Genomic DNA, 24,618 nt, shown 5'->3' on the forward strand with positions numbered 1-24,618 from the left:
TAATAATGAAGCAAGTGGAGAAAACGATTCGTTCTCTCCACTTGCTTTTCTATTTATCTGAAAGTAGTCGGCGGATGACACAATCCTTTTTTAGGAGGCTGGCGATTGACTCGCCTAACCGCTTCTCGGCATCGTTTCTCAAGTAGAAACCGTTGTTGCCTCCCCCGCTACAATCACCGATCAAGGGAAATGGTGATTTTTTGCCAACCTTTTAGATTTCCATGATGATCGGCAAAATCATCGGCCGCCGTTTTGTCCGCTCGTATAAGAACGGGGCGAGCGTTTCGGTAATTTCATTTTTAATTTCCGACCATTGGTTCGTTTTTCGTTCGAGCACTTTCGCGAGATGTTTGGCAATAAGCGCCTGCGCTTCGTTGATCAAATCGCCTGATTCGCGCATATAGACGAAGCCGCGAGAGATAATATCAGGGCCGGCGGCGATTTTAAAGTCTTTCATGTTGATGCTGACGACGACGATCACGAGCCCTTCCTCCGACAAAATGCGGCGGTCGCGCAAGACGATGTTGCCGATGTCGCCGACGCCGCTGCCATCGATGTAGACCGAACCGGACGGAATTTTGCCGACGATGCGCGCTTCTTTGTCGCTGATGCCGAGCACTTCGCCGTTGTCCATAATAAAGCAGTTTTCCTCCGGCACGCCGCAGTCGATGGCGAGCTTGGCGTGCATTTTTTGCATCCGGTATTCGCCGTGGATCGGCACGAAATATTTCGGCTTCATCAACCGGATCATCAGCTTTTGCTCTTCTTGTCCGCCGTGCCCGGAGGTGTGGATATCGTTGAGCGGCCCATGAATCACTTCGGCGCCGGCTCGGTATAGCATGTTGATCGTTCGGTTGACGCTCACGGTGTTGCCCGGGATCGGCGATGAAGAAAAGACGACCGTGTCGCCCGGGATGATTTGAATTTGCCGGTGCGTACCGCTCGCGATGCGCGACAAGGCGGCCATCGGTTCCCCTTGACTGCCGGTGCACAAAATCGTCACCCGATGCGCTGGCAGGCGGTTGATTTCGTTCGCGTCGACGAACGTGCCTTTCGGGCATTTAATGTAGCCGAGATCTTGTCCGATTTCAATGGCCGCTTCCATGCTGCGGCCGAAGACGGCGATTTTCCGGTTGTTGGCGACAGCCGCTTCCGTCACTTGCTGAAGCCGATGGATGTTGGAAGCAAAAGTGGCGAAAATGATGCGCCCTTCTACTTTGCGAAAAATGTCGTGGATGCTTTCGCCGACGCGCCGTTCGGACATTGTAAAATGCGGAATCTCGCTGTTTGTGCTGTCTGATAATAAGCAAAGGACGCCTTCTTTCCCGATTTCGGCCATTTTTGTCAAGTTGGCCGGCTCGCCAACGGGAGTAAAGTCGAATTTGAAATCTCCGGTATGGACGATTTGGCCAACCGGCGTTTTGACGACGATGCCGTAGCTGTCCGGAATGCTGTGTGTCGTCCGGAAAAAGGTAACGGCCGTTTTTTGGAAGCGGATGACATCGTCTTCGCGAATTTCAATAAGCTTTGCTTGGCGCAGCAACCCGTGCTCTTCCAATTTGTTGCGAATCAGCCCGAGCGCCAGTTTGCCGCCGTAAATCGGAATGTTCACCTGCCGGAGCAAGTACGGAATGCCGCCAATGTGGTCTTCGTGCCCGTGGGTGATGAACAGCCCTTTCACCTTGTCGGCATGCTTTACTAAATACGAATAGTCGGGAATGACGTAATCGATGCCGAGCAACTCATCTTCCGGAAACTTGATGCCCGCGTCAATCACGATAATTTCATCTTGGAATTGTACGCCGTATGTATTTTTGCCGATTTCACCCAGTCCGCCGAGGGCAAAAACGCCAACTTGTTCGTCTGTCAATAGTTTCATGATGACGTCTCCAATACTTGAAAATTAGGGCTTTTCTTTTCGTAGTCTAAATGCGCTCCCTCTAACGGCTGAATATATTCGATGTTGATCGAACGGCCATCGAGCTTTCGGCGTACTTCCCGCTCCGATTCTGCTTCGATATAGAGCGTTTTTGTTTTTTCTCTTACGGGCACCTCGTCCGCGTTTTCTTGGTAAAACACTTTGAAAATCATCACAAAATCTCTCCTTATCGTGCAATCGTTGCTTTATTTATTATATAGGAATGGAATGCCATTTTCATGTGTTTTGTTGCAAAAAGCAAAAAAACAGGCCGACGATATGTACATCTTTGACGAACATCGGCCGTTTCATTCGTCAAAGTGGGAAAGAAGCCCTTCAAGCGGAAGGGCTGTCGTTGTAGCGGCTAGGCGATTGATTTTTTTCGGAGCAGATCTTTCCACTGTTGAAGCAGCTTTTTTTTCAGCTTTTTCAACATGTTTCATCACTCCTTACCTTTTATTGTACTCATTTTGTGGCGAAAGTAAATGTTCTATTATATATGATATGTAGACAAGGGCTTGTTTTTCATGGGTAAAAATGGAACCTCGGCGTCTTTTCGATTGACATTTTTGCGATTTTTCAGTACGGTAAACGAATGAAGAATCGATTTTCAGCAAGGGGAAGAGAACATGGATCAAAAAATAGTGTTTTTCGATATCGATGGGACGCTGCTTGACGAACGAAAACAGCTGCCGCCGTCAACGATCGAGGCGATCCGGCGCTTGAAGCAATCGGGCGTGTATGTCGCCATTGCCACAGGGCGAGCGCCGTTTATGTTTGAGCATGTCCGCAAACAGCTTGGCATTGATTCGTTCGTCAGCTTCAACGGTCAGTACGTCGTTTTTGAAGGGAATGTGCTATACAAACAGCCGCTTCGCCGCGAGAAGCTCCGGGAGCTGGCCCGCGCCGCTCATGAAAACGGCCACCCGCTCGTTTTTATGGATGCTGAAGAAATGCGGGCCAGCGTCGGCGACCATCCGCACATTCACGTCAGCATGGGCAGCTTAAAATTTGCCCATCCGCCTGTTGATCCCCTCTACTATGAAAACAATGATATTTATCAAGCGCTGCTGTTTTGCCACGCGGCGGAGGAACAGCCGTATGTGCACCAGTATCCGGAATTCCGCTTTGTCCGTTGGCACGATGTTTCGACCGATGTGCTGCCGGCAGGAGGCTCGAAGGCGGAAGGCATTCGCCTAATGATCGAAAAGCTCGGGATCGATAAGAAGAATGTGTATGCGTTTGGCGACGGATTGAATGACATTGAAATGCTCTCGTTCGTCGGAACCGGGGTGGCCATGGGCAACGCCCATGAGGAAGTGAAAAGGGTCGCCGACTTCGTTACGAAGCCGGTCGATCAGGAAGGCATTTGGTATGGATTGAAACAGCTGCAGCTCATCCGATGAAAAAGCGGCCTTGGCCTTTTCGGCTGGGCCGCTCGCCATTTATAGGGGGCTTTTAACGCCCAATTGGAATCGCCCCGTCCGGAACTCGAAACGGGTCATCGGGATTGATGCGGTCATAGAACATAATGCCGTTTAAGTGATCGATTTCATGCTGAAAGACGATCGCCGGCAACCCTTTCAAGCGCAGTGTGACGTCTTCGCCGTCGATCGTCGTCCCGGTCACAGTGATGCGCGCATAGCGCGGCACATATCCCGGCACGTCGCGGTCGACCGACAGGCATCCTTCCCCGGTCGTCAAGTAGCACTGCTGAACGGAGTGGCTGACGATTTTCGGATTGAACAGCGCGTAGCTGTGCAATGTCCCGTTTTCATCGGTGACATGGACGGCGATCATCCGCTTTGAGACGTTGATTTGCGGGGCGGCGAGCCCAATGCCGGGCCGCAGCCCGTATTTGGCCGCCAGCTCAGGGTCTTGACTCATTTTCACATAGTCGAGCAAGCTTTGCAAAATGCGCTGATCTTCTTCCGAAGGCGGCAGCGGAACAGGTTCGGCCACTTTCCGCAGCGTCGGATGCCCTTCTTTAATAATATCTTTCATCGTGATCATTCGCTCGTTTCACTCCTTGTCTTCGGCATCGCTGTCTATCGTCTAGTCTAACAAAACGCCCACCGTGCGTAAATGAAAATGCAACGGAACGGATACATTATTGGAGAATAAAGAAGTTCAGCAACAAAAATCGGAAAACGCTTTCATTTCCTTAGCCAAATCATCATGCATCTTCTATTGTGGAAAAATATAATACAGGACTTAGACAGGGTTCGGTTCATGTAATATAACAGTTTTGATCGAGAAGTTTTTTTATCCAAATTCATCCATAGGTAAGAAAGAGAATCGCGATAAATCAAAGTCGTTGACGGTTGGAAAAAGAACGTGTAAACTAAAACTTGCAAATGCACGTTGTATTAGTCGGGGCAAAAAAAACAGTAATACAGGTTTGGCGTCTCGTTTTGTGACCGAGGGCGCCTGCGGGTGATTGTTTTTTTATTTCTTCTTCCGTTTGGGTACAGTAATAGTATATGGATGGATGCAGCCAAATTTCCAAATTACCGATGAAAGGCAGAGGTGAACAAAATGGGTGTGAAAACCTCCCAATTTCGATTCGCGGAGCAGCTCGAAAAAGTGGCCGAGCAGTTTCCGATGTTCCAAATTTTGAATGAAGAAGGCGAAGTCACTAACGAAGAGGCGATGCCGGAGTTAAGCGATGAGCAGCTGAAAGAGCTGATGCGCCGCATGGTGTATACGCGCATTCTTGACCAGCGCTCCATTTCGTTGAACCGCCAAGGGCGCCTCGGCTTTTACGCGCCGACTGCCGGACAAGAGGCGAGCCAAATCGGCAGCCATTTTGCGCTTGAAAAGGAAGATTTCATTTTGCCGGGATATCGTGACGTTCCGCAAATCATCTGGCATGGGCTGCCGCTGTATCAAGCGTTTTTGTTCTCGCGCGGTCATTTTCACGGCAACCAAATTCCGGAAGGCGTCAACGTCTTGCCGCCGCAAATCATCATCGGGGCTCAATACATCCAAGCGGCTGGCGTGGCGCTCGGCCTGAAAATGCGGGGCAAAAAAGCGGTAGCCATTACATATACGGGTGACGGCGGCACATCGCAAGGCGATTTCTACGAAGGGATCAACTTTGCGGGGGCGTTTCAAGCGCCGGCCATCTTTGTCGTGCAAAACAACCGCTTTGCCATTTCGACGCCGGTTGAAAAGCAGACGGTCGCCAAGACGTTGGCGCAAAAAGCGGTCGCGGCCGGCATTCCGGGCATTCAAGTCGATGGCATGGATGTGCTGGCGGTTTACGCGGCGGTGAAAGCAGCCCGCGAGCGCGCGGTGAACGGCGAAGGGCCGACGCTCATCGAAACGCTTTGCTTCCGTTACGGTCCGCACACGATGTCCGGCGACGATCCGACGCGCTATCGTTCGAAAGAGCTCGAAAACGAATGGGCGAAAAAAGACCCGCTGGTGCGTTTCCGCAAGTTTTTAGAAGCGAAAGGGTTGTGGAGCGAAGAAGAAGAAAACCGCGTCATCGAGCAGGCGAAAGAGGACATCAAAGAGGCGATCAAAAAAGCGGATGAGACGCCGAAACAAAAAGTGACCGACTTGATCAGCATCATGTACGAAGAGTTGCCGTTCAACTTGAAAGAGCAGTACGAAATTTATAAAGAGAAGGAGTCGAAGTAAGCCATGGCGCAAATGACAATGGTTCAAGCGATCACCGATGCGCTGCGCATCGAGTTGAAAAACGATCCGAACGTGCTCGTGTTTGGGGAAGACGTTGGGGTCAACGGCGGCGTCTTTCGGGCCACGGAAGGCCTGCAAGCGGAATTTGGCGAAGAGCGCGTCTTTGATACGCCGCTGGCTGAATCGGGGATCGGCGGCTTGGCGATCGGCTTGGCCTTGCAAGGATTCCGCCCGGTGCCGGAAATTCAGTTTTTCGGCTTCGTCTATGAAGTGATGGATTCGATTTGCGGACAAATGGCGCGCATCCGCTACCGCACCGGCGGCCGCTACCATATGCCGATTACGGTTCGTTCGCCGTTCGGTGGCGGCGTCCATACGCCGGAATTGCACTCGGACAGTTTGGAAGGGCTTGTCGCCCAGCAGCCGGGGCTGAAGGTCGTGATTCCGTCAACGCCGTATGACGCCAAAGGGCTGCTCATTTCGGCGATCCGCGACAATGATCCGGTCATTTTCCTTGAGCATTTGAAGCTGTACCGTTCGTTCCGCCAAGAAGTGCCGGAAGGAGAGTACACGATTCCGATCGGCAAGGCGGACATTAAGCGCGAAGGAAAAGACATTACGATCATTGCGTACGGGGCCATGGTGCATGAATCGCTAAAAGCGGCGGCAGAATTAGAGAAGGAAGGCATTTCCGCTGAAGTTGTCGACTTGCGCACCGTGCAGCCGCTCGATATTGAAACGATCATCGGTTCGGTGGAGAAAACGGGCCGCGCCATCGTCGTTCAAGAAGCGCAGCGGCAGGCCGGCATCGCCGCCAACGTGGTCGCCGAAATTAACGAACGGGCCATTTTAAGCCTTGAAGCGCCGGTGCTTCGCGTTGCCGCACCGGATACGGTGTATCCGTTCGCCCAAGCGGAATCGGTGTGGCTGCCGAACTTTAAAGACGTGATCGAGACGGCGAAAAAAGCGATCAACTTCTAATCAGGACAAGCCGGGGGAACGAAGCGTTCTCCCCCGCTCATTTTCGGCAAACGATAGGAGGTCGACCTACAGTGGCATTTGAATTTAAGCTGCCGGACATTGGCGAAGGCATTCATGAAGGCGAGATCGTCAAATGGTTCGTCAAGCCGGGCGATGAAGTGAACGAAGATGACGTATTGTGCGAAGTGCAAAACGACAAGGCGGTCGTGGAAATTCCCTCCCCGGTGAAAGGAAAAGTGCTTGAGATCGTCGTCCCAGAAGGAACGGTGGCGACGGTCGGACAAACGCTCATTACGCTCGATGCGCCCGGATATGAAAACATGACGTTTAAAGGGCAAGAGCACGAAGAAGAGACGAAAAAAGAGGAAAAAGCGGAAACGGTGTCGAAAGAGGAAAACGGTGGGACCGCCGCTTCAGCTGCCGCCGACGCGGAACCGAACCGCCGCGTCATCGCGATGCCGTCCGTGCGCAAATACGCGCGGGAAAAAGGCGTGGACATCCGGCTTGTGCAAGGAACGGGCAAAAACGGCCGCGTTTTGAAAGAAGACATTGACGCCTTCCTCGCCGGCGGCGCCAAAGCTGCAGCTCCTTCGGCAGCGCAAGCGCCGGAAGAGAAAGCAGCGCCGCAAGCGCCAACGGCGAAACCGGTTGTGCCGGAAGGCGAATTCCCGGAAACGCGCGAGAAAATGAGCGGCATCCGTCGCGCGATCGCCAAAGCGATGGTGCATTCGAAACATACGGCTCCGCACGTGACGCTCATGGACGAAGTCGACGTGACGAAGCTCGTTGCTCATCGGAAAAAGTTCAAAGCGATCGCGGCGGACAAAGGAATCAAGCTGACGTTCTTGCCGTACGTCGTCAAAGCGCTTGTTTCCGCGCTGCGTGAATATCCGGCGCTCAATACGTCCATTGACGATGCCAGCGAAGAAATCATCCATAAGCACTATTACAACATCGGCATCGCCGCTGACACGGACCGCGGCTTGCTCGTCCCGGTCATTAAACATGCCGACCGGAAGCCGATTTTCGCCTTGGCGAAGGAAATCAACGAACTTGCGGAAAAAGCGCGCGACGGCAAGCTGGCGCCAAATGAAATGAAAGGCGCCTCGTGCACGATCACGAACATCGGCTCGGCCGGCGGGCAATGGTTCACTCCGGTCATCAACCATCCGGAAGTGGCGATTCTCGGCATCGGCCGCATCGCGGAAAAACCGATCGTCCGCGACGGGGAAATTGTCGCCGCACCGGTCTTGGCGCTCTCGCTCAGCTTCGACCATCGGATGATCGATGGGGCAACGGCGCAGAAGGCGCTCAACCATATCAAACAGCTGTTAAGCGATCCAGAACTCTTATTAATGGAGGCGTAAAACGATGGTAGTTGGCGATTTTGCAATTGAAACGGAAACGCTCGTCGTCGGCGCCGGCCCTGGCGGTTATGTGGCCGCCATTCGCGCCGCGCAGCTCGGGCAAAAAGTGACGATTGTCGAAAAAGGGAATTTAGGCGGCGTCTGCTTAAACGTCGGCTGCATTCCGTCAAAGGCGTTGATCTCGGCCGGTCACCGGTATGAGCAAGCGAAACATTCCGAAGAGATGGGCATTAAGGCCGAAAATGTCACGGTCGATTTCGCAAAAGTGCAGGAATGGAAAGCAAGCGTCGTCAAAAAGCTGACAAGCGGCGTAGAAGGCTTGCTGAAAGGCAACAAGGTCGAGATTGTCAAAGGGGAAGCCTATTTCGTCGACGCCAACACGGTGCGTGTCGTCAACGGCGACAGCGCGCAGACGTACACGTTTAAAAACGCCATTATCGCGACCGGCTCGCGCCCGATTGAACTGCCGAACTTCAAGTTTTCCAACCGCATCCTCGATTCGACCGGAGCGCTCAACCTCGGGGAAATCCCGAAATCGCTTGTCGTCATCGGCGGCGGCTACATCGGCATCGAACTTGGCACCGCCTACGCCAACTTCGGGGCGAAAGTGACGATTTTAGAAGGGGCCGGGGAAATTTTATCCGGCTTTGAAAAGCAAATGGTCAGCATCATTAAGCGCCGTTTGCAGAAAAAAGGCGTCGACGTGGTCACGAACGCGCTCGCCAAAGGGGCGGAAGAGCGCGCAGACGGCGTAACGGTCACGTACGAAGCCAACGGCGAAACGAAAACGGTTGACGCGGACTACGTGCTGGTGACGGTCGGCCGCCGTCCGAACACCGACGAGCTCGGCCTTGAACAAATTGGCGTCAAAATGACCGAGCGCGGCTTGATTGAAGTGGACGACCAATGCCGCACCAGCGTGCCGAACATTTTTGCCATCGGCGACATCGTTCCGGGACCGGCGCTCGCCCATAAAGCATCGTATGAGGGGAAAGTGGCGGCGGAAGCGATCGCCGGCCACCCGTCGGCGGTCGATTACGTCGCGATTCCGGCGGTCGTCTTCTCCGATCCGGAATGCGCCTCGGTCGGTTACTTTGAGCAGCAAGCGAAAGAGGAAGGCATCGATGTCATCGCGGCGAAGTTCCCGTTTGCCGCCAACGGCCGCGCCTTGTCGCTCAACGATACCGAGGGCTTCGTGAAACTGGTCGTTCGCAAAGAAGACGGCGTCGTCATCGGTGCACAAATCGTCGGCCCGAACGCTTCGGACATGATCGCCGAGCTTGGGCTGGCGATTGAAGCCGGCATGACGGCTGAAGACATCGCCTTGACGATCCACGCCCACCCGACGCTCGGTGAAATCGCCATGGAAGCGGCGGAAGTGGCGCTTGGCACACCGATTCATATTGTCACAAAATAAGCCGAAAGCGGCTGGGCTTGAAACCGTTCAAGCTCAGCCGCTTCGTTTTTTAGCCGGTTTTGATCCACTTTTGTCCCATTCCCATACTATTTTGTGGCCTTGTCTCATATCGTTATGGTAAAGAAACGCGGGAGAAGGGATCAGATGAAAGCGTATGTGGCGTTTTTAGTGCAGATGATGATTTGGAGCAGTTTTTCAATCATTGAGTGGCTGTCCGGACGAGATCGGCCGTTTTTCCGCGGGGTGATGCTATGCGTGTTTATGTATATCGCCTTTTTGTTGGCGCGGCGGCTCGGTCTGGCGACGCGCCAGGCGGCATTGACGACGATTGGGACAGCGGCGGTGTACTTTGCCGGTCAGCAATGGGTATGGCAAGCGGTGCAGTGACGGAGGGCAGAGGCGGAACGGTCGTCACCCCCGCCCTTTCCCGACGAGAAAAACGTTGTTGCATCGGTGCTGCTTTTCACGCGTATGAAGGGAATTCGCCGTTTTTCATCAGCCTGATGAAGGAAATCTGCCGTTTTTCACCAGCCTTCAAGGTAAACCGCGGTTTTTCACCGACTTTCTTGACGAATGCCTTCGATCGTTTCACCGGCCGTCTGCCCGTTTATGAGGCGTCAAACACCATCGTCCGGCCGCTAAACAAATGCCATTCGCCGCCAAGCGTTTTGGCCAGCCACCTGCCGAACTCATTCGCCTTGCCTTTGTCTCCGTGCGTGGCGCCCGGCGGCAGCGCGATGTCGATGAAACATTGTTCGCCGGCGGTGCGCACGGAAACGGCCATCCCTCGATACAGGCGGCCGTCGCCTTGCAAGTACAGCACTCCTTCGCGCTCATGCACTGTATATGGGAAAGCCGCTTGTTCATACGCCCAGCTTAGCTGTTCTCCTGTCTTGCCGAGCGCCGCCCGGTAGCGTTCAAGCAGCTGTTTCACTTCATCGAGCGCGACGGTTTGTCCTGCCTTCAGTTTCAAGCTTGTTTTCATGCGCCCCTCTCCTTTCGTTCTTTACGTCGATTGTACCACATTTTTTCTGAATATTGATGAAAAAGTTTTGAAAGGAAGATGATTGGTTTAAATGTGACATACAAATTAGAGTTGACATTCTAAATATGATATATTATTATAAAGTCAACAATGAAATTTATCATCACAAAGGGGTTTTGGGGATGGGCACGATCGTATGCCAAACATGCGAAGCGACGATTGCATACTTCGAAGATGAAAAAGTGACTACGCTTTACGGTCAATGTGATGGTTGCGGGCATGACGATGACGGTGAAAAAGGGGAGTAAAACGGTCAAACAAAATGGGGGAAGGAATGAAGTAGCGCGCATGTGATGGGGGCACATGCGCGCTGTTTATTTAACAAAACCGCCCAAGCCGGCGAATGCGGCCTAGGCGGCTACCAAATCGGCTTATGTTCCTTAATGACGCGCAACGTTTGCAGCGTATCGTCTTCCGGGCCTTGGACGGGGAGGCCGGCGGCTAAATTCGTCTCGATATAGTTCAAGTTTTCTTCCGTAATAATTTCGCCCGGAATAAAAATCGGAATGCCTGGCGGATACACCATCACAAACTCGGCGATAATCCGCCCGGCCGATTCGCGGAACGGAACGACTTCCGTCTCGGCGTAAAAGGCGTCGCGCGGCGTTAACGCGAGCGCCGGAATGTCCGGGAGAAGCACTTTCGGTTTTACCCCTTCTTCCGCTTGGTGGCTGAATTGTGCCGATAGGCGGCGGAGCGCTTGCACGAGAAGGCCGGCCTCGCGCTCGCTGTCACCGGGGGTGATGATGCACAAAATGTTGTACAAATCGGAAAGCTCGACTTCAATGTTGAACGCTTCCCGCAGCCATTGCTCGGCATCATGGCCGGTCAATCCGAGCTCTTTGACGGAAATGATCAGCTTGGTCGGGTCGTAGTCGTAGACCGCTTCCGTGCCTAAAATCTCCTCGCCGACGCAGTACAAATACGGGATTTCATTGATTTGTCGCCGCGTCCAGTCCGCGAGGCGGATGGCGTTGTCGATGAGCTCCCGGCCTTTGGTGGCCAGCTGTTTGCGAGCGACATCGAGCGAAGCAAGCAGCAAATACGACGTCGATGTGGTCGTCAACATGCTGAGAATCGCCTGTACGTGCTTCGCTGAGACGAGTCCTTCGCGCACGTTTAAAATCGAGCTTTGCGTCAGCGAGCCGCCGAGTTTGTGAACGCTTGTCGCGGCCATATCGGCACCCGCCTGCATCGCCGAAAGCGGCAAGCGCTCATGAAAATGAATATGCACGCCGTGCGCTTCGTCGACGAGCACCGGAACACCGTAGGCGTGCGCGATGTCAACGATTTTTTTCAGATCGCCCGCTATGCCGAAGTACGTCGGGTTGATGACGAGCACCCCTTTGGCATCCGGGTGCTGGCGGAGCGCTTTTTCCACCGCTTGCGGCGTGATGCCGTGGGAAATGCCAAGCTCCTTGTCGATTTCCGGATGAATGAAAATCGGCGTCGCCCCGGAAAAGACAATGGCGGACATCACGGATTTATGGACGTTGCGCGGCACGATGATTTTATCGCCCGGCCCGGCGACCGACATGACCATCGTCATGATGGCGCCGCTCGTTCCTTGCACGGAGAAAAACGTGTAGTCGGCCCCGAACGCTTCGGCAGCGAGCTCTTGGGCCCGCTTGATCATTCCTCGTGGATGGTGCAAATCATCGAGCGGACCGATGTTGATCAAATCCATCGCCAAGGCATTTTCTCCGATAAAAGAGCGGAATTCCGGATCCATGCCGGCCCCTTTTTTATGGCCGGGGATATGGAACTGGACCGGATTTTTTTTTATGTGTTCCAACAAGCCGGTAAACAACGGTGTTTCAAGCTGCGACAATGGTTTTTCACACCTCTTTACCTAAAAAATAAAACAAATGCATTATAGCATGGATTTTTTCGTTTGCAAAGAAAAAGAAGCGAGCGCGGAAACAGGAAAACGAAGAGGAAGTCAAGAATAGGTAGAAAGACGAGATAAAAGAAGGAGATGGGTTTGATGGAGTGGAAGACGAGAGTGACAGAGCTGCTTGGCATCACCTATCCGATCATTCAAGGCGGGCTCGCCTATTTGGCGTACGCCGATCTGGCCGCCGCTGTCTCGAATGCCGGCGGCCTTGGGCAAATCACGGCCATGTCGCTTGAAAGCCCGGACCGGCTGCGCGAGGAGATTCGCAAGGTGAAAGCGAACACCGATCGCCCGTTTGGCGTCAATTTCGCCATCGGCCAGCACGGCCGTCCGTTCGCCCATATGCTCGAGGCTGCGCTTGAAGAGGGAGTGCCGGTCGTTTCAGTCACCGGGGGCAACCCGGCCTCGTTTTTTGAGCAATTGAAAGGCACGAAGGTGAAAAAGCTTGTTCTGGTGGCCGCTGTCCGCCAAGCGGTAAAAGCGGAAGAGCTCGGGGCGGATGCGGTGATGGTTGTCGGTCAAGAAGGGGGCGGGCATCTCGGCAAAAATGACACCGGCACGTTCGTTTTGATCCCGAAAGTCGTCGATTCGGTCTCGATTCCGGTCATCGCCTCCGGCGGTATCGCCGATGGGCGCGGGCTGATGGCGGCGTTGGCGCTCGGCGCGGAGGGGATCGAAATGGGAACGCGGTTTATCGCCACGAAAGAATGCGTCCATGCCCATCCGGTTTACAAGGAAATGATTGTGAACGCAACAGAACAGGATACGATCATCATTAAGCGATCGCTCGGAGCGCCGGGGCGGGTGCTCGCCAACGCTTGGGCGGAAAAAATCGTGGAAATCGAACGTCAAGGCGGCACGTACGATGACTTGAAGGAGTATATTAGCGGAGAAGCAAACCGGCGCTTCATTTATGAAGGAAAGGTCGATGAAGGGTTCGCTTGGGCCGGACAGGCGATCGGCCTCATTCGCGACATTCCGTCTGTCGCTGAATTGTTTGCCCGCATGATCGAAGAGGCGGAACAAATTCGGAGCCGCTGGGCAAACTAACAGCGGAGGTGGGAAAATGAGCTATTCGTATCCGTTTTCCTATGAGTGGTCGACGCAAGAAATCATCGATGTCATCAAATTTTTCACGGCGATTGAAACGGCCTATGAACAGGGAATTCGGCGCGAAGAACTGATGAGCCGATATCGCCGTTTTAAGGAGATCGTCCCGTCGAAAAGCGAGGAGAACCGGTTGTACGCCGAATTCGAGCAAGAAAGCGGCTATTCGTCCTATGCGGTGATGAAGCAGGCGAAAGAGGCGAAAGACGGCGATTGGATTCACCCCGCCCCGAACGGGCCGCAGCGCGGTAGGTAAACACACGTGTGAGTAAAATATTTGTGGGTGACGTTCAGGAAGGATCCCCGACGAGGGTTGCGAACTTTTGTTCGCGACGCTCGTCGGGGCCACCAAGCGAAGCGCGGTAGGAAAAAAGCGAATTTCATGCAAAAAGGACTCTCTCCCTGCTATGATAGTGATTGTTGACACCAACCGAAAACAGGAGGGAGAGAGTCCATGAAACATCTTACCACACAATGGCCTGTATTAAAAGAGCTGGAGGAACAATTGTTGAGAACCCTTCAAAACGTGTTTGCCATCGTGTTGGCGGCCCTTTTGGAGGAAATCGATCAACAACTGGCGGAAGCCAGGGACAAGCGCCGCTATCAGCTGAAAGACAAACGGCCGACCACCCTCCAAACGCTGTTTGGAGAAGTGACGTTCCGACGGAACTACTACTATGATCGGCAGGCAGGGGCGTATACCTTCTTGTTGGATGCCGAACTGGGCTTTGATGGAGCCCAATCGATCAGTCCTTGCCTCGAGGAAACGGCGGTCGAGTTGGCCATAGAGTGCTCTTCCTACCGCAAAGCAGCCCGTACGTTGGAGGCGATCGTGGGGTATGCGGTCCTCAGCCATGAGGCGATTCGTCAGCTGGTGTTGGCGGCCCCTGTCTCGCTGCACCACCCTGTTTCCCAACGGCATGGCCGGGTGCTGTTGGTGGAAGCGGATGGACTGTTCATCTCCCGCCAAGGGAAAGGGAAACGGGCGAAAGAGCAGAAAATCTTGGCGGTTCACGAGGGATGGAGACGGAACGGCTCGCAACTGGAGCTCGTGAACCGGCGCCACTACCTCCATGAAGGGGCGGGGGACGTGTGGGAAGGGTTCGAAGCGTGGCTGATGAAGGAATATGCCTATGACCCGTGCCGGGACTTGTTGGTCATCAACGGCGACGCGGCATCTTGGATTACCGCCTGCCGGGAGTATTTCGGAAAGCGGGCGTGCTTTCAGTTGGATCGGTTCCATGTGGCGCGGGAGCTTCGTCAGTGTCTGTCCGGCCACCCGCGTTGGCGGGAGGTGCGGAAGAAGCTGGCGAAGCAAGACGAGGAAGGACTTTTGGTGGAACTGAACAGCGCCGTCGGTACGTTGGGGGACGAAGCCAAAGAAGAGCAGTTGGCCGAAATGATCCGCCGGATCGAGTCGATGCCGGGATGCATCCGGGACTACCGGGAGTGGCTGTCGGCGCAAGGGGTGGAGACGGCCGGCATGCGTCCGATGGGCCACGCCGAGAGCGTGATGAGCCGGTTCGCGTACCGGGTGAAATCCCGCCGCAGCTGGAAGGACCAAGGACTTTGGGCGTTTCTGAAGGCGATGGTGGCCCAAATCGACGGAATAGGGTGGAGAACGGGGCAGTTGGAGGAGGAAGAGCCCCAGAGGGTAGCCTCGGCCCCGACGAAGCTGGAGCGGATCAAACAGGCCAAACGGAAGGCAGGACGGTTGTTGGCGGAGGTGATGCGCCAGAACATCCCGTATCTTCAACAGTCATCGGGGACGCCGATCTACCAAGCATTGTCGGCGCTTCGCGATGGCGGATGGATGTAAAAAAATGGATCGAGCAAAAATCAGCTCAAGAAGAGGGATGAGAGTCCGAAAGCGCTTACGATATCAATTCCTAAAAATGGTCTACCAACCGGTGATTGACAACGCCCGTAGTAGACCGAAAAAATGTTCTCCACAAAGTCTTGACTGACTCTAAACACACAAATTAGTTGCATACACCTCTTTTTCCACATAATATAATATAAAACAAAACGAAGCAGGCAAAGGGCGCCGGAGGTTTCGCGGATGACAGGGAAAGGGGTGCGGATGAACATGAAAAAAACCGCCAATTCGCTGAAACGCCCAGACGGGGATAAACGCATGGCGGTGCTGCGGCTCGAGCTCGATTACGAACTTGCGACGCTGTACGAAGCCATGATGGAAAATGATGAGGAAAAGAAAAAAGAATGCAAACGGCGGCTGGAAAAACTGCGCCAAGAACTGATGCGCCTTCAAGTATGATCATCATTCAAGGCGAACCATGCGGTTCGTTTTTTTCTTGACAGCGGTGATGTACATACGAAAGCGAGGAGGAATGGACATGACAGCAAAATGGGATGAAATCGACCAATGTGCCCAGCAATGGATTCGCGAAGCGGGGGAGCGCATCCGCGCCTCGTTTGCCGAAAAGCTGACGATCGAGACGAAAGCGAATGCAAACGATTTGGTGACCAACGTTGACCGCGACATTGAGCAGTTTTTCGCCGCGCAAATCCGGCGCCGGTTTCCGGACCATCATCTGTTGGGCGAGGAAGGCTTCGGCGATCCGCTCGAGGCGCTTGATGGAATCGTTTGGATCATCGACCCGATTGACGGCACGATGAACTTTGTTCATCAACAGCGTCATTTCGCCGTTTCGATTGGCGTTTTTGCCGACGGCATCGGCCAGCTCGGCTATGTGTATGACGTCGTCGTTGACGAATTGTATTGGGCGCGAAAGGGACAAGGGGTGTGGTTGAACGGCGAGCCGCTTAGCCGCCTGCGGCCGGTGCCGATCGCGGAATCGGTCATCGCTGTCAATGCGACATGGCTGATGGAAAATCGCCGCCTTGACCATCGCCCGCTTGTGCGGCTGGCGAAAGAGGCGCGCGGCACGCGCTCATATGGGTCGGCGGCTCTCGAGCTCGCGTATGTCGCCGCCGGGCGTTTGGACGCCTATCTTTCGCCGCGGTTGTCGCCGTGGGACTTCGCTGGCGGGATGGTTTTGATTGAGGAAGCGGGCGGAGTTGTGACAAACTTGAACGGCGAGCCGCTTGATTTGCTCGGCCCTAATTCAGTGCTCGCCGCCAAACCGGGAGTGCACGAAGAGATTTTGCAGCGCTATCTTTCACGTTGACAGCCGCCGCCACGGTGGCGCTCATTGCCCCAAAAGGTTGTCTGCTTTTTTGCCGAATATTTGCGGCCGACTGCTGGCGGCCATCATCGAATAAGATCGGCACAACGTATCATGCGGCAGAAACAGTCAGAACGTATAATGCAACGAAAGAGGGGCTGACCCAAAAGGCGATTTCCTCTCAAGAAAGACATAGCATATCGTGTGGAGAGGGACAGTTAGTGTCCATATATAGCGATGAGTGAGGGTGTCCCGCCCCTTTGGGACACCCTCCTCGTTCATCGGCGCGTTCGTTTTTTATGGGCGAATCCAACGCCCATGACAGCGATAAAGATCAGTGTGGAAGCGGCGATGCCGATGGCGCTTTGCTTGGCAATGAAGACGCCGATCGCCATCATGGCGGCCACCGCGACAATCGAAAGCAGCAGCGGCACAAGCTCGATTCGTTTCATCTCGCGCGGGCGATTCCTCGGCTTAGCAGCGGAAGCAACCGCCTAGAATCCCCCTTCCTCCTTTCGCTTCGTCCTCTTTCAGTTGAACCGCAAGCGGCCCAAGCAGGCCGGCGTTCAGCGGCTGTTTCAGCCTCGTGCATTGACGCGTCTTTTTTAGTTTACCGGAAAATATGCTGATTTTCTATCGTTGTGATATAATAGACAAGCAGTTTGCCAAACAGGAGTGACCGACATTGACAAACAGACGAATGGATATACGCAATATCGCGATCATCGCCCATGTCGACCACGGAAAAACAACGCTTGTCGACCAACTGCTTCGGCAGTCAGGAACGTTCCGCGAGAACGAGCAAGTCGCCGAGCGGGTGTTGGACCGCAACGATTTGGAGCGGGAGCGCGGCATTACGATTTTAGCGAAAAATACGGCCGTTTTGTATAAAGGAACGCGCATCAACATTTTGGATACGCCCGGGCACGCCGATTTCGGCGGAGAGGTAGAGCGGATTATGCGCCTTGTCGACGGGGTGCTGCTCGTTGTCGACGCCTATGAAGGCTGCATGCCGCAAACGCGGTTCGTCTTGAAAAAGGCGTTGGAGCAGCAGCTTGTGCCTATCGTCGTCGTCAATAAAATCGACCGCGAGTTTGCCCGCCCGACGGAAGTTGTCGATGAAGTCATCGATTTGTTGATCGAACTGGGCGCCACCGAAGAGCAGCTCGACTTTCCGGTTGTGTATACATCGGCGCTGCGCGGGACATCAAGCCTTGATCCGGAGCGGCAAGACGGCGATATGACCGCCCTGTTTGAAACGATCATCGATCATATTCCGGCGCCGGTTGATAACCGCGAGGGGCCGTTGCAGTTTCAAGTGGCGCTGCTTGATTACAATGAATACGTCGGGCGCATCGGGATCGGCCGCGTGTTTCGCGGCGCGATGAAAACCGGCCAGCAAGTGGCGCTCATTAAGCGCGACGGATCCGTGAAGCTGTTCCGCGTCACGAAACTGTTCGGGTTCATCGGTTTGAAACGAATCGAAATCGAACAAGCGCAGGCCGGCGACATCGTTGCGATCGCTGGCATGGAAGACATTAACGTCGGCGAAACGGTGTGCCCTCCGGATCACCAAGAGCCGCTGCCGCCGCTGCACATTGATGAACCGACATTGAAAATGACGTTTCTTGTCAACAACAGCCCGTTCGCTGGCCGTGAAGGCAAATACGTGACGGCGAGAAAGCTCGAGGAGCGGCTGCGCACACAGCTCGAAACCGACGTCAGCCTGCGCGTGGAGCCGACCGAGTCGCCGGATGCGTGGATCGTTTCGGGGCGCGGCGAGCTTCATTTGGCGATTTTGATTGAAAGCATGCGCCGCGAAGGGTATGAATTGCAAGTGTCGAAGCCGGAAGTGATTGTCAAAGACATCGATGGCGTTCGCTGCGAACCGATTGAGCGAGTCGTCATTGATATTCCGGAAGAATATACGGGGGCGATTATGGAATCGCTCGGCAGCCGCAAAGGCGAGCTCGTCGACATGGTGCACGGCGATAACGGACAAGTGCGTCTTGTGTTTTATGTGCCATCGCGCGGATTGATCGGTTATCGGAGCGAGTTTTTATCATTGACGCGCGGCTACGGCATTTTGAACCATTCGTTCGATCATTATGCCCCGCTGCACCCTGGTGCGATTGGCGGCCGCCGTCAAGGCGTGCTCGTTTCAATGGAAACGGGAAAAGCGACGGCCTACAGCATCATGCAGCTGGAAGACCGCGGGACGATTTTCGTTGAACCGGGCACAGAAGTGTATGAAGGAATGATCGTTGGCGAGCATAATCGCGAAAACGACCTCGTCGTCAACATTTGCCGGGAAAAACATGTCACGAATGTGCGCTCCTCGACGAAAGAGCAGACGGTGACGATGAAAAAACCGCGTCTGTTGACGCTTGAAGAGGCGCTCGAATATTTGAGCGACGATGAGTATTGCGAGGTGACGCCCGCTTCGATTCGCTTGCGCAAAAAAATCTTAAGCAAGAGCGAGCGCGAAAAGGCGGAGAAGAAGAAAAAAGCGGCCGAACAGGCGAAATAGCCGACATCGTTCCTCGTTCCGCCAAAAAAGAGGGAAGCCGGGCGCCGCTTGGCGTCTGCGCGTCTTTGAGCGGAGCGGATCATCTGGATGAAATGGGGGGAAGCGAATGAACGTGCTCGAACGGTTGACCTTTTTCGCCTCGCTGTATGACGTGCATGATCATCCCGAGCGAGGCATGTGGTTGCTTTATATCACCGTGCTGCTGCTCGCGGCGTTGGTGTATCGGCTCGGGTTTGCCCGTCGCCTGCCGCTGTTGAAAAACGTCATCATCTATGGATTGCTGGCGCTCGGCTGCACGATTTTAACTTTTTTTGCTGTTTTTTTGCCGGTGGCGGAAGGATTGGCCGTCGCCGCACTCGTATTAATCATATATAAAATTCGGCTGAGGCAGGCGAAAGAGGGAGAAAACGGGTGAGATCCGTGGAAGATGTTCTTGGCCATTGGCTGACCATCCATATTGTCTCCACCGCTCGTCCGCACGATGCCGCGGCGCGCGACACCGCTTCCTTTTTCCGCTCGCTGCTTGCGAGCGATTTTGGCGTCACCGCGGTCGCGGCCGTCAAAGATGAACAAAGCGGACACTATATTGTCGAATACGAGCGCGGCGGGGAGAAACGTGTCGCCCGGTTTTCGATTGAGCTGGCGGAAGCGATGTGGAGGCAAATGGAGGCCGAACCGGAAAAATACGGATGGTAACAACGCGGCGCTGAAAAGCGAATGCTTTCAGCGCCGTGTTGTTAGCTCGGTCACCAGTCGTCCCCCGCCCGGTGGCCGCGGTAAAAACGAAATTTTCCTGTCGAAAGCCGCTGCTTCGTTTTTTCGCTGATGCGGTCATGGCATTTGTGACACATGTACGTATGGATCGGACGGTTGCGCAGCCGTTTGGCAAGCGGCGATTCATCGTCAATCGTCTCGATTTGATCGCAAAGCACGCATTTGACTCTCATCGTTCACCTCAGGAAAGGGCTGATTTCCCGTTCCATTATACCATAACCGCACCGGAATCGGTTAGCGATTTAAATATTGATTCGATTGGTTGTCTTGGCGTTCATTGAGCTGCCGCTCCTGCCGTTCGTTCAGCTGTCCATCGTTTTCTTCGGTTGGCGTTGGTGTCGTTTCAAACAAGTCGCTCGGCACTTCCGGCATCACCCGCCCGACAATGTCGGCGATTTCGTTCATGAACGCTTGCACCGGACGGCCATCGTCGATTTGCCGGCCGATGTTGCGCACGCGGGTGTAAAGGTCCGGATCCGCAACAATGATGGCGTTGGCACCGTATGGGTCTTTTTGCAGCGCCTCGGCAACCGAGTATTTGATCGTGCCGACGCGCGAGGCATCGACATTGGCGCCGACATCGATGCCGACAATGGCGTATTTGCCGACAACGAGCGCGGCAGCGTCATGGACATTCGGGACGCGGTTGGCAATTTCTGCAAGCCGGTGGGCGATCGCTTGTCCCGATTTGTTTTCCACCCGCTCGTCCACTGTATTTTTCACGCGCACCAGCCTAGAATCGTCCGCTGCCTTGTCGTTTCCTCCGTTGCAGGCGCCTAAAAGCAAACAGCCCACCAACATGAGCAGCCATCCGTTTCGCTTCATCATTTGCCACCTCGACTTTTTTTCTTTAGTTTGCAAATGTCCTTCTATCCTTATACATTTGTTCATAATGTTATACTACAGCTATTCCCATCCGGCGCCGAAGGTGAAAAACGGATATAGGGGGAAAAGAAATTTGGGAAAGAAAATTTATGTGCTGGATACAAACGTCCTTTTGCAAGACCCGTATTCGATTTTCGCGTTTGAGGATAATGAGGTCGTCATTCCCGCCGTCGTCTTAGAGGAAGTCGATTCGAAAAAACGGTATATGGATGAAATCGGCAGAAATGCTCGCCAAGTGTCAAAGCTGATCGATCGCCTGCGCGAAAACGGGAAGCTGCACGAAAAAATTCCGCTGGAAAATGGAGGAGCGCTGCGTATCGAATTGAACCATCGCTCGTTTCACCAACTGCAGGAAATTTTTGTTGAAAAAACAAACGACAACCGCATCTTGGCGGTGGCGAAAAATTTATCGCTGGAAGAGCAGGCGAAAGAAGACGGGCGCTCCGTCATTTTGGTAAGCAAAGATGCGCTCGTGCGCGTCAAGGCTGATGCGATCGGGCTGCAGGCGGAAGACTTTTTGAGCGACCGCGTCGTTGATGTCGATCACATTTACACCGGCTTTTTGGAGCTGTACATAGGAAAGGATCACTTGCAGCGGTTTTACGAGAAAGGGGAGCTTGTGCTCGCCGACCTCGCTGACCATCCGTTTTATCCACACCAGTTCATCATCATGAAAGATGCGTTTGGCAGTTCGGCATCGGCGCTTGGCATCGTCGACCCAAACGGAAAAAAGGTGAAAAAACTCGTGTTTCAAAACGAGCACGTATGGGGAATTAGGCCTCGCAATGTGCAGCAGACGATGGCGTTCGAGCTGCTCATGCGCGATGACATTCCGTTGGTGACATTAATCGGCAAAGCGGGGACGGGAAAAACCTTGCTTGCTCTTGCGGCTGGATTGATGCAAACCGAAGATTTGCGCACGTACAAAAAATTGCTCGTCGCCCGGCCGATTGTGCCGATGGGGAAAGATCTCGGCTTCCTGCCGGGGGAAAAGGAAGAAAAGCTGCGCCCGTGGATGCAGCCAATTTTTGACAATCTCGAATATTTGTTTAACACGAAAAAGCCGGGGGAACTGGACGCGATTTTGGCCGGCATGAGCTCGATCGAGGTGGAAGCCCTCACCTATATTCGCGGCCGGAGCCTGCCCGAGCAGTTTATTATCATCGATGAAGCGCAAAATTTAACGAAGCATGAAGTGAAGACGATTTTGACACGGGTTGGCGAGAAAAGCAAAATCATTTTAATGGGTGATCCGGAACAGATCGACCATCCATATTTGGATGAATATAATAACGGGTTGACGTACGTCGTCGAAACGTTTAAAGACCAAAAAATCGCCGGCCATATCCGCCTTATCAAAGGAGAGCGTTCAGCGCTCGCCCAGCTGGCCGCTGATTTGCTGTAAAAGGTTGGTAAAAACCGCTGATTCCGTTCATCAATGGAAGAATGAGTGAAAAGGGGGATCAATGCAACAAGGTTTTTCTGAAAAATGACATCGCAAAGCCGTATCTGCGATCAAATCACCAGCCTCCTAGCGGCGTAGGGAGCGCCGACCGCAGACGGCCGCGGCGGCGCCCCTTGACAGCCGCGGTCAACGGACGACAAGCCGACGCACGTGGGTGATGGGCGCTTGGCGGTTGGAGCCGTCTCCGAAATAAATGTGCACCGGCCCGTCATCGCGCAGCGGCTTCCCGTTTTTCGAAAACGCAAAAATCAACTCGTACGCCTGTTCCAGCGGGATCGCGATCTCCTCCGTTTCCGTTATGATGACTAGCTCCGACGCGTCCTCATGCGGCTCGGCGTTGCGCAAAAACGGAGCGAACGGCATGCCGAACGAACCGGTGACGATTTTCTCTTTCAAAAAGCGCCGCTCCGTTTTCAACGTCGGAGGAAAGACGGCGCCCTCCTGAATTTCCCGATCCCAAAACGCGGACAGCTTTTTGATTTCCTCTTCGTCCTGCTCCGCTTGTTCGACCTTTGGTTTTGGCTCTGAAAAATAGGTGTCCAAGTCGACTTTCCGGTCGTCGAAAATCCAAACGCCCGGGTCGAGCGTGATCGTAAAGCGCACGTTTCCTGTCAGCACGATAATCTCACTCATCAAACATCCTCTCCTCTGCATGTCCCGACTGTTTCTTATAATAAAATAAAACCGGGCGTTTGTCATGTTCGAAGCGAAATCGCTGTCAACGGTTTCAACTTGCAAAATGGCTTGTTTCACGTTAAGATTTAAAGAAGGATAGGGGAGAGAACGGAGGGATGGATGTGACGAACGAAGCGATGAGCCATCGTGAAAAAGCGTACGCGCTTTTGCAAGCAGATGCAGAAAAAATTATCCAGCTCATCCGCGTGCAAATGGATCATTTGACGATGCCGCAATGTCCCGTCTATGAAGAAGTGCTTGATACGCAAATGTTCGGTTTGTCGCGGGAAATCGATTTTGCGGTGCGCCTTGGGCTGGTGGAGGCGAAGGACGGAAAGGCGCTTCTTGATCGGTTGGAGCGGGAACTTTCCGCCTTGCATGAGGCGGTAGCGAAAAAGCGCGTGCGATAAGGATACATGACCACTCAAACGGTTGGCGCGTCCATCGTTTGAGTTTTTCTGTTTTTCGGCAGGAAAATGCCATGCTGCTGCGAATGATTTTATGTACATACTCGTTTGCGAGGAAGAGGGACAATGGAACAGCGATTATGGAAAAAAATCGTCAAGTGCTATGACTATCCGCTCATTGCCGCCGTCGTGATGCTTTCGCTGTTCGGGCTGATCATGGTGTATAGCGCAAGCATGGTGACAGCGGTCACCATTTTTGGAGTGTCGAGCGATTACTTTTATGAGCGGCAAAAACTGTGGGTGATCGTCGGTTTGGCTGCTTTTGCGGCCATGATGATGATTCCGTACAAAGTGTGGCGGAACGACCGGCTGGTGAAATTGGTGTTTTTTGCTTCCCCGCTGCTGCTTGTCGCCGTTGCGCTTTTTGGTCATACGTCAAACAATGCGACAAGCTGGTTTCGCATCGGCGGGATGTCTTTCCAGCCAGCCGAACTGGCAAAGCTTGCCTTGATTTTGTATTTGTCGGCCGCGTTCGCCAACAAGCGGAAACGGTTGGCTGAACCAGTGAAAAGCAACTTATTTCCCATTTACTATACGCTGTTGATCTGTTTTCTGATCGCCATACAGCCTGACTTCGGTACGGCGGCGATCGTGTTCGTCATCGCCTTGTGCGTTATCGTTTCCTCTGGATTGCGCCTCGGTCTGCTGCTGAAGCAAATGCTATTTTTTTCTTTGCTCGCTTTCGCCGTTTCGCCGTTTTGGCTGCCGGCCGTCGGAAAAAAAATTTTTTCTCCTGAGCGGATGGGGCGGCTATATAGCTATTTAGATCCGTTTCAGTACGCGGAGACGGACGGCTATCAGCTCATCAGTTCATACGTGGCGATCGGGCTCGGCGGCCTGAAAGGGGTCGGGCTGGGCAAAGGGGTGCAAAAATACGGCTATTTGCCGGAAGCGCACACCGACTTCATCATGGCGGTGGTAGCCGAGGAGCTCGGGTTGATTGGCGTCACGTTTGCGCTCGGATTATTGGCGTTTATCGTGCTGCGTGGACTTTGGATCGCCCGCCGTTCGAGCGATGCGTTCGGAAGTTTATTAGCTATTGGCATCTCGGTCATGATCGGCTTTCAAACGTTCATTAACATCGGCGGGGTCACCGGGCTCATCCCGATCACCGGCGTGCCGCTGCCGCTCGTCAGTTACGGAGGGACATCGCTCGTTCTCACGATGGCCTCGCTTGGCTTGCTTGTCAATATTTCTATGTTTGTCAACTATGAACAACGATACCGAAACAACGAACGGACGATTCACAGCGAGCAGAAAAGAGGTCTGACTTTTTAGAAAGTGTATTTACAA

Annotated in this window: 28 protein-coding genes; 18 read left to right on the top strand and 10 right to left on the bottom strand. The window is 53.7% G+C overall.

The window, feature by feature from the left end; genetic code table 11:
• Nucleotides 1-211: 211 nt before the first annotated feature.
• From rnjA to GC56T2_RS18045, 3 genes are all read right to left on the bottom strand, one after another.
• Nucleotides 212-1,879, bottom strand: a complete 1,668-nt coding sequence (gene rnjA / locus GC56T2_RS05055) for a ribonuclease J1 (protein WP_144973512.1) — start codon at nucleotides 1,877-1,879, stop codon at nucleotides 212-214.
• Nucleotides 1,876-2,091 (bottom strand): DNA-dependent RNA polymerase subunit epsilon, encoded by a 216-nt coding sequence (locus tag GC56T2_RS05060; RefSeq protein WP_033022097.1) that lies wholly within the window; start codon nucleotides 2,089-2,091, stop codon nucleotides 1,876-1,878. The genes rnjA and GC56T2_RS05060 overlap by 4 nt, the downstream gene beginning before the upstream one ends.
• 135 nt (nucleotides 2,092-2,226) lie before the next feature.
• Nucleotides 2,227-2,361, bottom strand: coding sequence for a hypothetical protein (locus GC56T2_RS18045; protein WP_255516023.1), 135 nt, complete (start codon nucleotides 2,359-2,361; stop codon nucleotides 2,227-2,229).
• A 186-nt stretch (nucleotides 2,362-2,547) separates the two neighbouring features.
• On the opposite strand from GC56T2_RS18045, the gene GC56T2_RS05065 reads away from it, so the two are divergent.
• The gene (locus tag GC56T2_RS05065) at nucleotides 2,548-3,324 is read left to right on the top strand and encodes a Cof-type HAD-IIB family hydrolase (RefSeq protein WP_144973514.1); all 777 of its coding nucleotides are present in this window, start codon (nucleotides 2,548-2,550) and stop codon (nucleotides 3,322-3,324) included.
• Nucleotides 3,325-3,376: 52 nt separating this feature from the next.
• Here the strand turns inward: GC56T2_RS05065 and def are convergent, their stop codons facing one another.
• Nucleotides 3,377-3,931: a peptide deformylase gene (def, locus tag GC56T2_RS05070; protein ID WP_144973516.1), complete on the bottom strand. Its 555-nt coding sequence runs from the start codon at nucleotides 3,929-3,931 to the stop codon at nucleotides 3,377-3,379.
• 525 nt (nucleotides 3,932-4,456) lie between these two features.
• Between def and pdhA the strand changes: the two genes are divergently transcribed.
• The 5 genes from pdhA (at nucleotide 4,457) to GC56T2_RS05095 (ending at nucleotide 9,718) form a co-directional block, all read left to right on the top strand.
• Entirely contained in the window at nucleotides 4,457-5,566 is a 1,110-nt protein-coding gene (gene pdhA / locus GC56T2_RS05075; protein ID WP_144973518.1) for a pyruvate dehydrogenase (acetyl-transferring) E1 component subunit alpha, read from the top strand.
• Between the two features lie 3 nt (nucleotides 5,567-5,569).
• The gene (pdhB, locus tag GC56T2_RS05080; RefSeq protein ID WP_033022105.1) at nucleotides 5,570-6,547 is read left to right on the top strand and encodes a pyruvate dehydrogenase complex E1 component subunit beta; all 978 of its coding nucleotides are present in this window, start codon (nucleotides 5,570-5,572) and stop codon (nucleotides 6,545-6,547) included.
• Nucleotides 6,548-6,618: 71 nt separating this feature from the next.
• Nucleotides 6,619-7,914 carry a dihydrolipoamide acetyltransferase family protein gene (locus tag GC56T2_RS05085; protein ID WP_144973520.1) on the top strand — a complete coding sequence of 432 codons (1,296 nt, stop codon included), beginning with the start codon at nucleotides 6,619-6,621 and terminating at the stop codon, nucleotides 7,912-7,914.
• Between the two features lie 4 nt (nucleotides 7,915-7,918).
• Nucleotides 7,919-9,331 (top strand): dihydrolipoyl dehydrogenase, encoded by a 1,413-nt coding sequence (lpdA, locus tag GC56T2_RS05090; protein WP_033022111.1) that lies wholly within the window; start codon nucleotides 7,919-7,921, stop codon nucleotides 9,329-9,331.
• 144 nt (nucleotides 9,332-9,475) lie between these two features.
• Entirely contained in the window at nucleotides 9,476-9,718 is a 243-nt protein-coding gene (locus GC56T2_RS05095) for a hypothetical protein (RefSeq protein ID WP_033022113.1), read from the top strand.
• A gap of 220 nt (nucleotides 9,719-9,938) precedes the next feature.
• Here GC56T2_RS05095 and GC56T2_RS05100 read toward each other — a convergent pair whose 3' ends face one another.
• On the bottom strand, nucleotides 9,939-10,316 hold the full coding sequence (locus GC56T2_RS05100) for a DUF1885 family protein (RefSeq protein WP_033022115.1): 378 nt from the start codon (nucleotides 10,314-10,316) through the stop codon (nucleotides 9,939-9,941).
• A 182-nt stretch (nucleotides 10,317-10,498) separates the two neighbouring features.
• On the opposite strand from GC56T2_RS05100, the gene GC56T2_RS05105 reads away from it, so the two are divergent.
• Nucleotides 10,499-10,624 carry a GapA-binding peptide SR1P gene (locus GC56T2_RS05105; RefSeq protein WP_033022116.1) on the top strand — a complete coding sequence of 42 codons (126 nt, stop codon included), beginning with the start codon at nucleotides 10,499-10,501 and terminating at the stop codon, nucleotides 10,622-10,624.
• Nucleotides 10,625-10,734: 110 nt separating this feature from the next.
• On the opposite strand, the gene GC56T2_RS05110 is transcribed toward GC56T2_RS05105, so the two are convergent.
• Complete coding sequence (locus GC56T2_RS05110; RefSeq protein WP_144973522.1) at nucleotides 10,735-12,207, bottom strand: aminotransferase class I/II-fold pyridoxal phosphate-dependent enzyme; 1,473 nt, start codon at nucleotides 12,205-12,207, stop codon at nucleotides 10,735-10,737.
• Between the two features lie 156 nt (nucleotides 12,208-12,363).
• Here GC56T2_RS05110 and GC56T2_RS05115 point away from each other — a divergent pair, with 156 nt between their 5' ends.
• The 5 genes from GC56T2_RS05115 to GC56T2_RS05135 all read left to right on the top strand — a co-directional run bounded on the left by GC56T2_RS05115 (nucleotide 12,364) and on the right by GC56T2_RS05135 (nucleotide 16,532).
• Nucleotides 12,364-13,323, top strand: a complete 960-nt coding sequence (locus GC56T2_RS05115) for an NAD(P)H-dependent flavin oxidoreductase (protein ID WP_144973524.1) — start codon at nucleotides 12,364-12,366, stop codon at nucleotides 13,321-13,323.
• Nucleotides 13,324-13,339: 16 nt separating this feature from the next.
• On the top strand, nucleotides 13,340-13,636 hold the full coding sequence (locus GC56T2_RS05120) for a UPF0223 family protein (RefSeq protein ID WP_033022123.1): 297 nt from the start codon (nucleotides 13,340-13,342) through the stop codon (nucleotides 13,634-13,636).
• A 198-nt stretch (nucleotides 13,637-13,834) separates the two neighbouring features.
• The gene (locus tag GC56T2_RS05125; protein ID WP_144973526.1) at nucleotides 13,835-15,199 is read left to right on the top strand and encodes an ISLre2 family transposase; all 1,365 of its coding nucleotides are present in this window, start codon (nucleotides 13,835-13,837) and stop codon (nucleotides 15,197-15,199) included.
• Nucleotides 15,200-15,442: 243 nt separating this feature from the next.
• Nucleotides 15,443-15,658 carry a hypothetical protein gene (locus GC56T2_RS05130; RefSeq protein ID WP_172418592.1) on the top strand — a complete coding sequence of 72 codons (216 nt, stop codon included), beginning with the start codon at nucleotides 15,443-15,445 and terminating at the stop codon, nucleotides 15,656-15,658.
• Nucleotides 15,659-15,737: 79 nt separating this feature from the next.
• Nucleotides 15,738-16,532, top strand: coding sequence for an inositol monophosphatase family protein (locus tag GC56T2_RS05135; RefSeq protein ID WP_144973528.1), 795 nt, complete (start codon nucleotides 15,738-15,740; stop codon nucleotides 16,530-16,532).
• A 275-nt stretch (nucleotides 16,533-16,807) separates the two neighbouring features.
• Here the strand turns inward: GC56T2_RS05135 and GC56T2_RS17745 are convergent, their stop codons facing one another.
• A complete protein-coding gene (locus GC56T2_RS17745) occupies nucleotides 16,808-16,981 on the bottom strand; it encodes a DUF5325 family protein (RefSeq protein ID WP_172706105.1) in 174 nt (57 codons plus the stop codon).
• Between the two features lie 248 nt (nucleotides 16,982-17,229).
• On the opposite strand from GC56T2_RS17745, the gene typA reads away from it, so the two are divergent.
• From typA to GC56T2_RS05150, 3 genes are all read left to right on the top strand, one after another.
• On the top strand, nucleotides 17,230-19,059 hold the full coding sequence (gene typA, locus GC56T2_RS05140) for a translational GTPase TypA (protein ID WP_144977053.1): 1,830 nt from the start codon (nucleotides 17,230-17,232) through the stop codon (nucleotides 19,057-19,059).
• Between the two features lie 106 nt (nucleotides 19,060-19,165).
• Nucleotides 19,166-19,474: a YlaH-like family protein gene (locus GC56T2_RS05145; RefSeq protein ID WP_144973529.1), complete on the top strand. Its 309-nt coding sequence runs from the start codon at nucleotides 19,166-19,168 to the stop codon at nucleotides 19,472-19,474.
• Complete coding sequence (locus tag GC56T2_RS05150; RefSeq protein ID WP_144973531.1) at nucleotides 19,471-19,755, top strand: hypothetical protein; 285 nt, start codon at nucleotides 19,471-19,473, stop codon at nucleotides 19,753-19,755. The genes GC56T2_RS05145 and GC56T2_RS05150 overlap by 4 nt, the downstream gene beginning before the upstream one ends.
• Nucleotides 19,756-19,805: 50 nt before the next feature.
• Here GC56T2_RS05150 and GC56T2_RS05155 read toward each other — a convergent pair whose 3' ends face one another.
• Entirely contained in the window at nucleotides 19,806-20,006 is a 201-nt protein-coding gene (locus GC56T2_RS05155; RefSeq protein ID WP_144973533.1) for a YlaI family protein, read from the bottom strand.
• A gap of 61 nt (nucleotides 20,007-20,067) precedes the next feature.
• Complete coding sequence (locus GC56T2_RS05160; RefSeq protein WP_144973535.1) at nucleotides 20,068-20,658, bottom strand: YhcN/YlaJ family sporulation lipoprotein; 591 nt, start codon at nucleotides 20,656-20,658, stop codon at nucleotides 20,068-20,070.
• A gap of 133 nt (nucleotides 20,659-20,791) precedes the next feature.
• On the opposite strand from GC56T2_RS05160, the gene GC56T2_RS05165 reads away from it, so the two are divergent.
• Nucleotides 20,792-22,123, top strand: coding sequence for a PhoH family protein (locus GC56T2_RS05165; RefSeq protein ID WP_033843449.1), 1,332 nt, complete (start codon nucleotides 20,792-20,794; stop codon nucleotides 22,121-22,123).
• A gap of 186 nt (nucleotides 22,124-22,309) precedes the next feature.
• Here GC56T2_RS05165 and GC56T2_RS05170 read toward each other — a convergent pair whose 3' ends face one another.
• Nucleotides 22,310-22,816, bottom strand: a complete 507-nt coding sequence (locus GC56T2_RS05170) for a peptidyl-prolyl cis-trans isomerase (protein ID WP_144973537.1) — start codon at nucleotides 22,814-22,816, stop codon at nucleotides 22,310-22,312.
• Nucleotides 22,817-22,980: 164 nt separating this feature from the next.
• Here GC56T2_RS05170 and GC56T2_RS05175 point away from each other — a divergent pair, with 164 nt between their 5' ends.
• On the top strand, nucleotides 22,981-23,268 hold the full coding sequence (locus GC56T2_RS05175) for an Fpa/YlaN family protein (protein ID WP_033022310.1): 288 nt from the start codon (nucleotides 22,981-22,983) through the stop codon (nucleotides 23,266-23,268).
• Nucleotides 23,269-23,391: 123 nt separating this feature from the next.
• Nucleotides 23,392-24,603 (top strand): putative lipid II flippase FtsW, encoded by a 1,212-nt coding sequence (gene ftsW / locus GC56T2_RS05180; protein ID WP_144973539.1) that lies wholly within the window; start codon nucleotides 23,392-23,394, stop codon nucleotides 24,601-24,603.
• Nucleotides 24,604-24,618 lie beyond the last annotated feature (15 nt).

This window comes from Geobacillus sp. C56-T2 (assembly GCF_007829715.1).
GTDB classification, from domain to species: Bacteria; Bacillota; Bacilli; order Bacillales; family Anoxybacillaceae; genus Geobacillus; species Geobacillus icigianus.

Excerpts from the sequence above, each read along its gene's own strand:
- rnjA (WP_144973512.1), bottom strand. The coding sequence starts at position 1,879 with ATGAAACTATTGACAGACGAACAAGTTGGCGTTTTTGCCCTCGGCGGA.
- GC56T2_RS05060 (WP_033022097.1), bottom strand. The coding sequence starts at position 2,091 with ATGATTTTCAAAGTGTTTTACCAAGAAAACGCGGACGAGGTGCCCGTA.
- GC56T2_RS18045 (WP_255516023.1), bottom strand. The coding sequence starts at position 2,361 with ATGAAACATGTTGAAAAAGCTGAAAAAAAAGCTGCTTCAACAGTGGAA.
- GC56T2_RS05065 (WP_144973514.1), top strand. The coding sequence starts at position 2,548 with ATGGATCAAAAAATAGTGTTTTTCGATATCGATGGGACGCTGCTTGAC.
- def (WP_144973516.1), bottom strand. The coding sequence starts at position 3,931 with ATGATCACGATGAAAGATATTATTAAAGAAGGGCATCCGACGCTGCGG.
- pdhA (WP_144973518.1), top strand. The coding sequence starts at position 4,457 with ATGGGTGTGAAAACCTCCCAATTTCGATTCGCGGAGCAGCTCGAAAAA.
- pdhB (WP_033022105.1), top strand. The coding sequence starts at position 5,570 with ATGGCGCAAATGACAATGGTTCAAGCGATCACCGATGCGCTGCGCATC.
- lpdA (WP_033022111.1), top strand. The coding sequence starts at position 7,919 with ATGGTAGTTGGCGATTTTGCAATTGAAACGGAAACGCTCGTCGTCGGC.
- GC56T2_RS05095 (WP_033022113.1), top strand. The coding sequence starts at position 9,476 with ATGAAAGCGTATGTGGCGTTTTTAGTGCAGATGATGATTTGGAGCAGT.
- GC56T2_RS05100 (WP_033022115.1), bottom strand. The coding sequence starts at position 10,316 with ATGAAAACAAGCTTGAAACTGAAGGCAGGACAAACCGTCGCGCTCGAT.
- GC56T2_RS05105 (WP_033022116.1), top strand. The coding sequence starts at position 10,499 with ATGGGCACGATCGTATGCCAAACATGCGAAGCGACGATTGCATACTTC.
- GC56T2_RS05115 (WP_144973524.1), top strand. The coding sequence starts at position 12,364 with ATGGAGTGGAAGACGAGAGTGACAGAGCTGCTTGGCATCACCTATCCG.
- GC56T2_RS05120 (WP_033022123.1), top strand. The coding sequence starts at position 13,340 with ATGAGCTATTCGTATCCGTTTTCCTATGAGTGGTCGACGCAAGAAATC.
- GC56T2_RS05125 (WP_144973526.1), top strand. The coding sequence starts at position 13,835 with ATGAAACATCTTACCACACAATGGCCTGTATTAAAAGAGCTGGAGGAA.
- GC56T2_RS05130 (WP_172418592.1), top strand. The coding sequence starts at position 15,443 with ATGACAGGGAAAGGGGTGCGGATGAACATGAAAAAAACCGCCAATTCG.
- GC56T2_RS05135 (WP_144973528.1), top strand. The coding sequence starts at position 15,738 with ATGACAGCAAAATGGGATGAAATCGACCAATGTGCCCAGCAATGGATT.
- GC56T2_RS17745 (WP_172706105.1), bottom strand. The coding sequence starts at position 16,981 with ATGAAACGAATCGAGCTTGTGCCGCTGCTGCTTTCGATTGTCGCGGTG.
- typA (WP_144977053.1), top strand. The coding sequence starts at position 17,230 with ATGGATATACGCAATATCGCGATCATCGCCCATGTCGACCACGGAAAA.
- GC56T2_RS05145 (WP_144973529.1), top strand. The coding sequence starts at position 19,166 with ATGAACGTGCTCGAACGGTTGACCTTTTTCGCCTCGCTGTATGACGTG.
- GC56T2_RS05155 (WP_144973533.1), bottom strand. The coding sequence starts at position 20,006 with ATGAGAGTCAAATGCGTGCTTTGCGATCAAATCGAGACGATTGACGAT.
- GC56T2_RS05160 (WP_144973535.1), bottom strand. The coding sequence starts at position 20,658 with ATGAAGCGAAACGGATGGCTGCTCATGTTGGTGGGCTGTTTGCTTTTA.
- GC56T2_RS05170 (WP_144973537.1), bottom strand. The coding sequence starts at position 22,816 with ATGAGTGAGATTATCGTGCTGACAGGAAACGTGCGCTTTACGATCACG.
- ftsW (WP_144973539.1), top strand. The coding sequence starts at position 23,392 with ATGGAACAGCGATTATGGAAAAAAATCGTCAAGTGCTATGACTATCCG.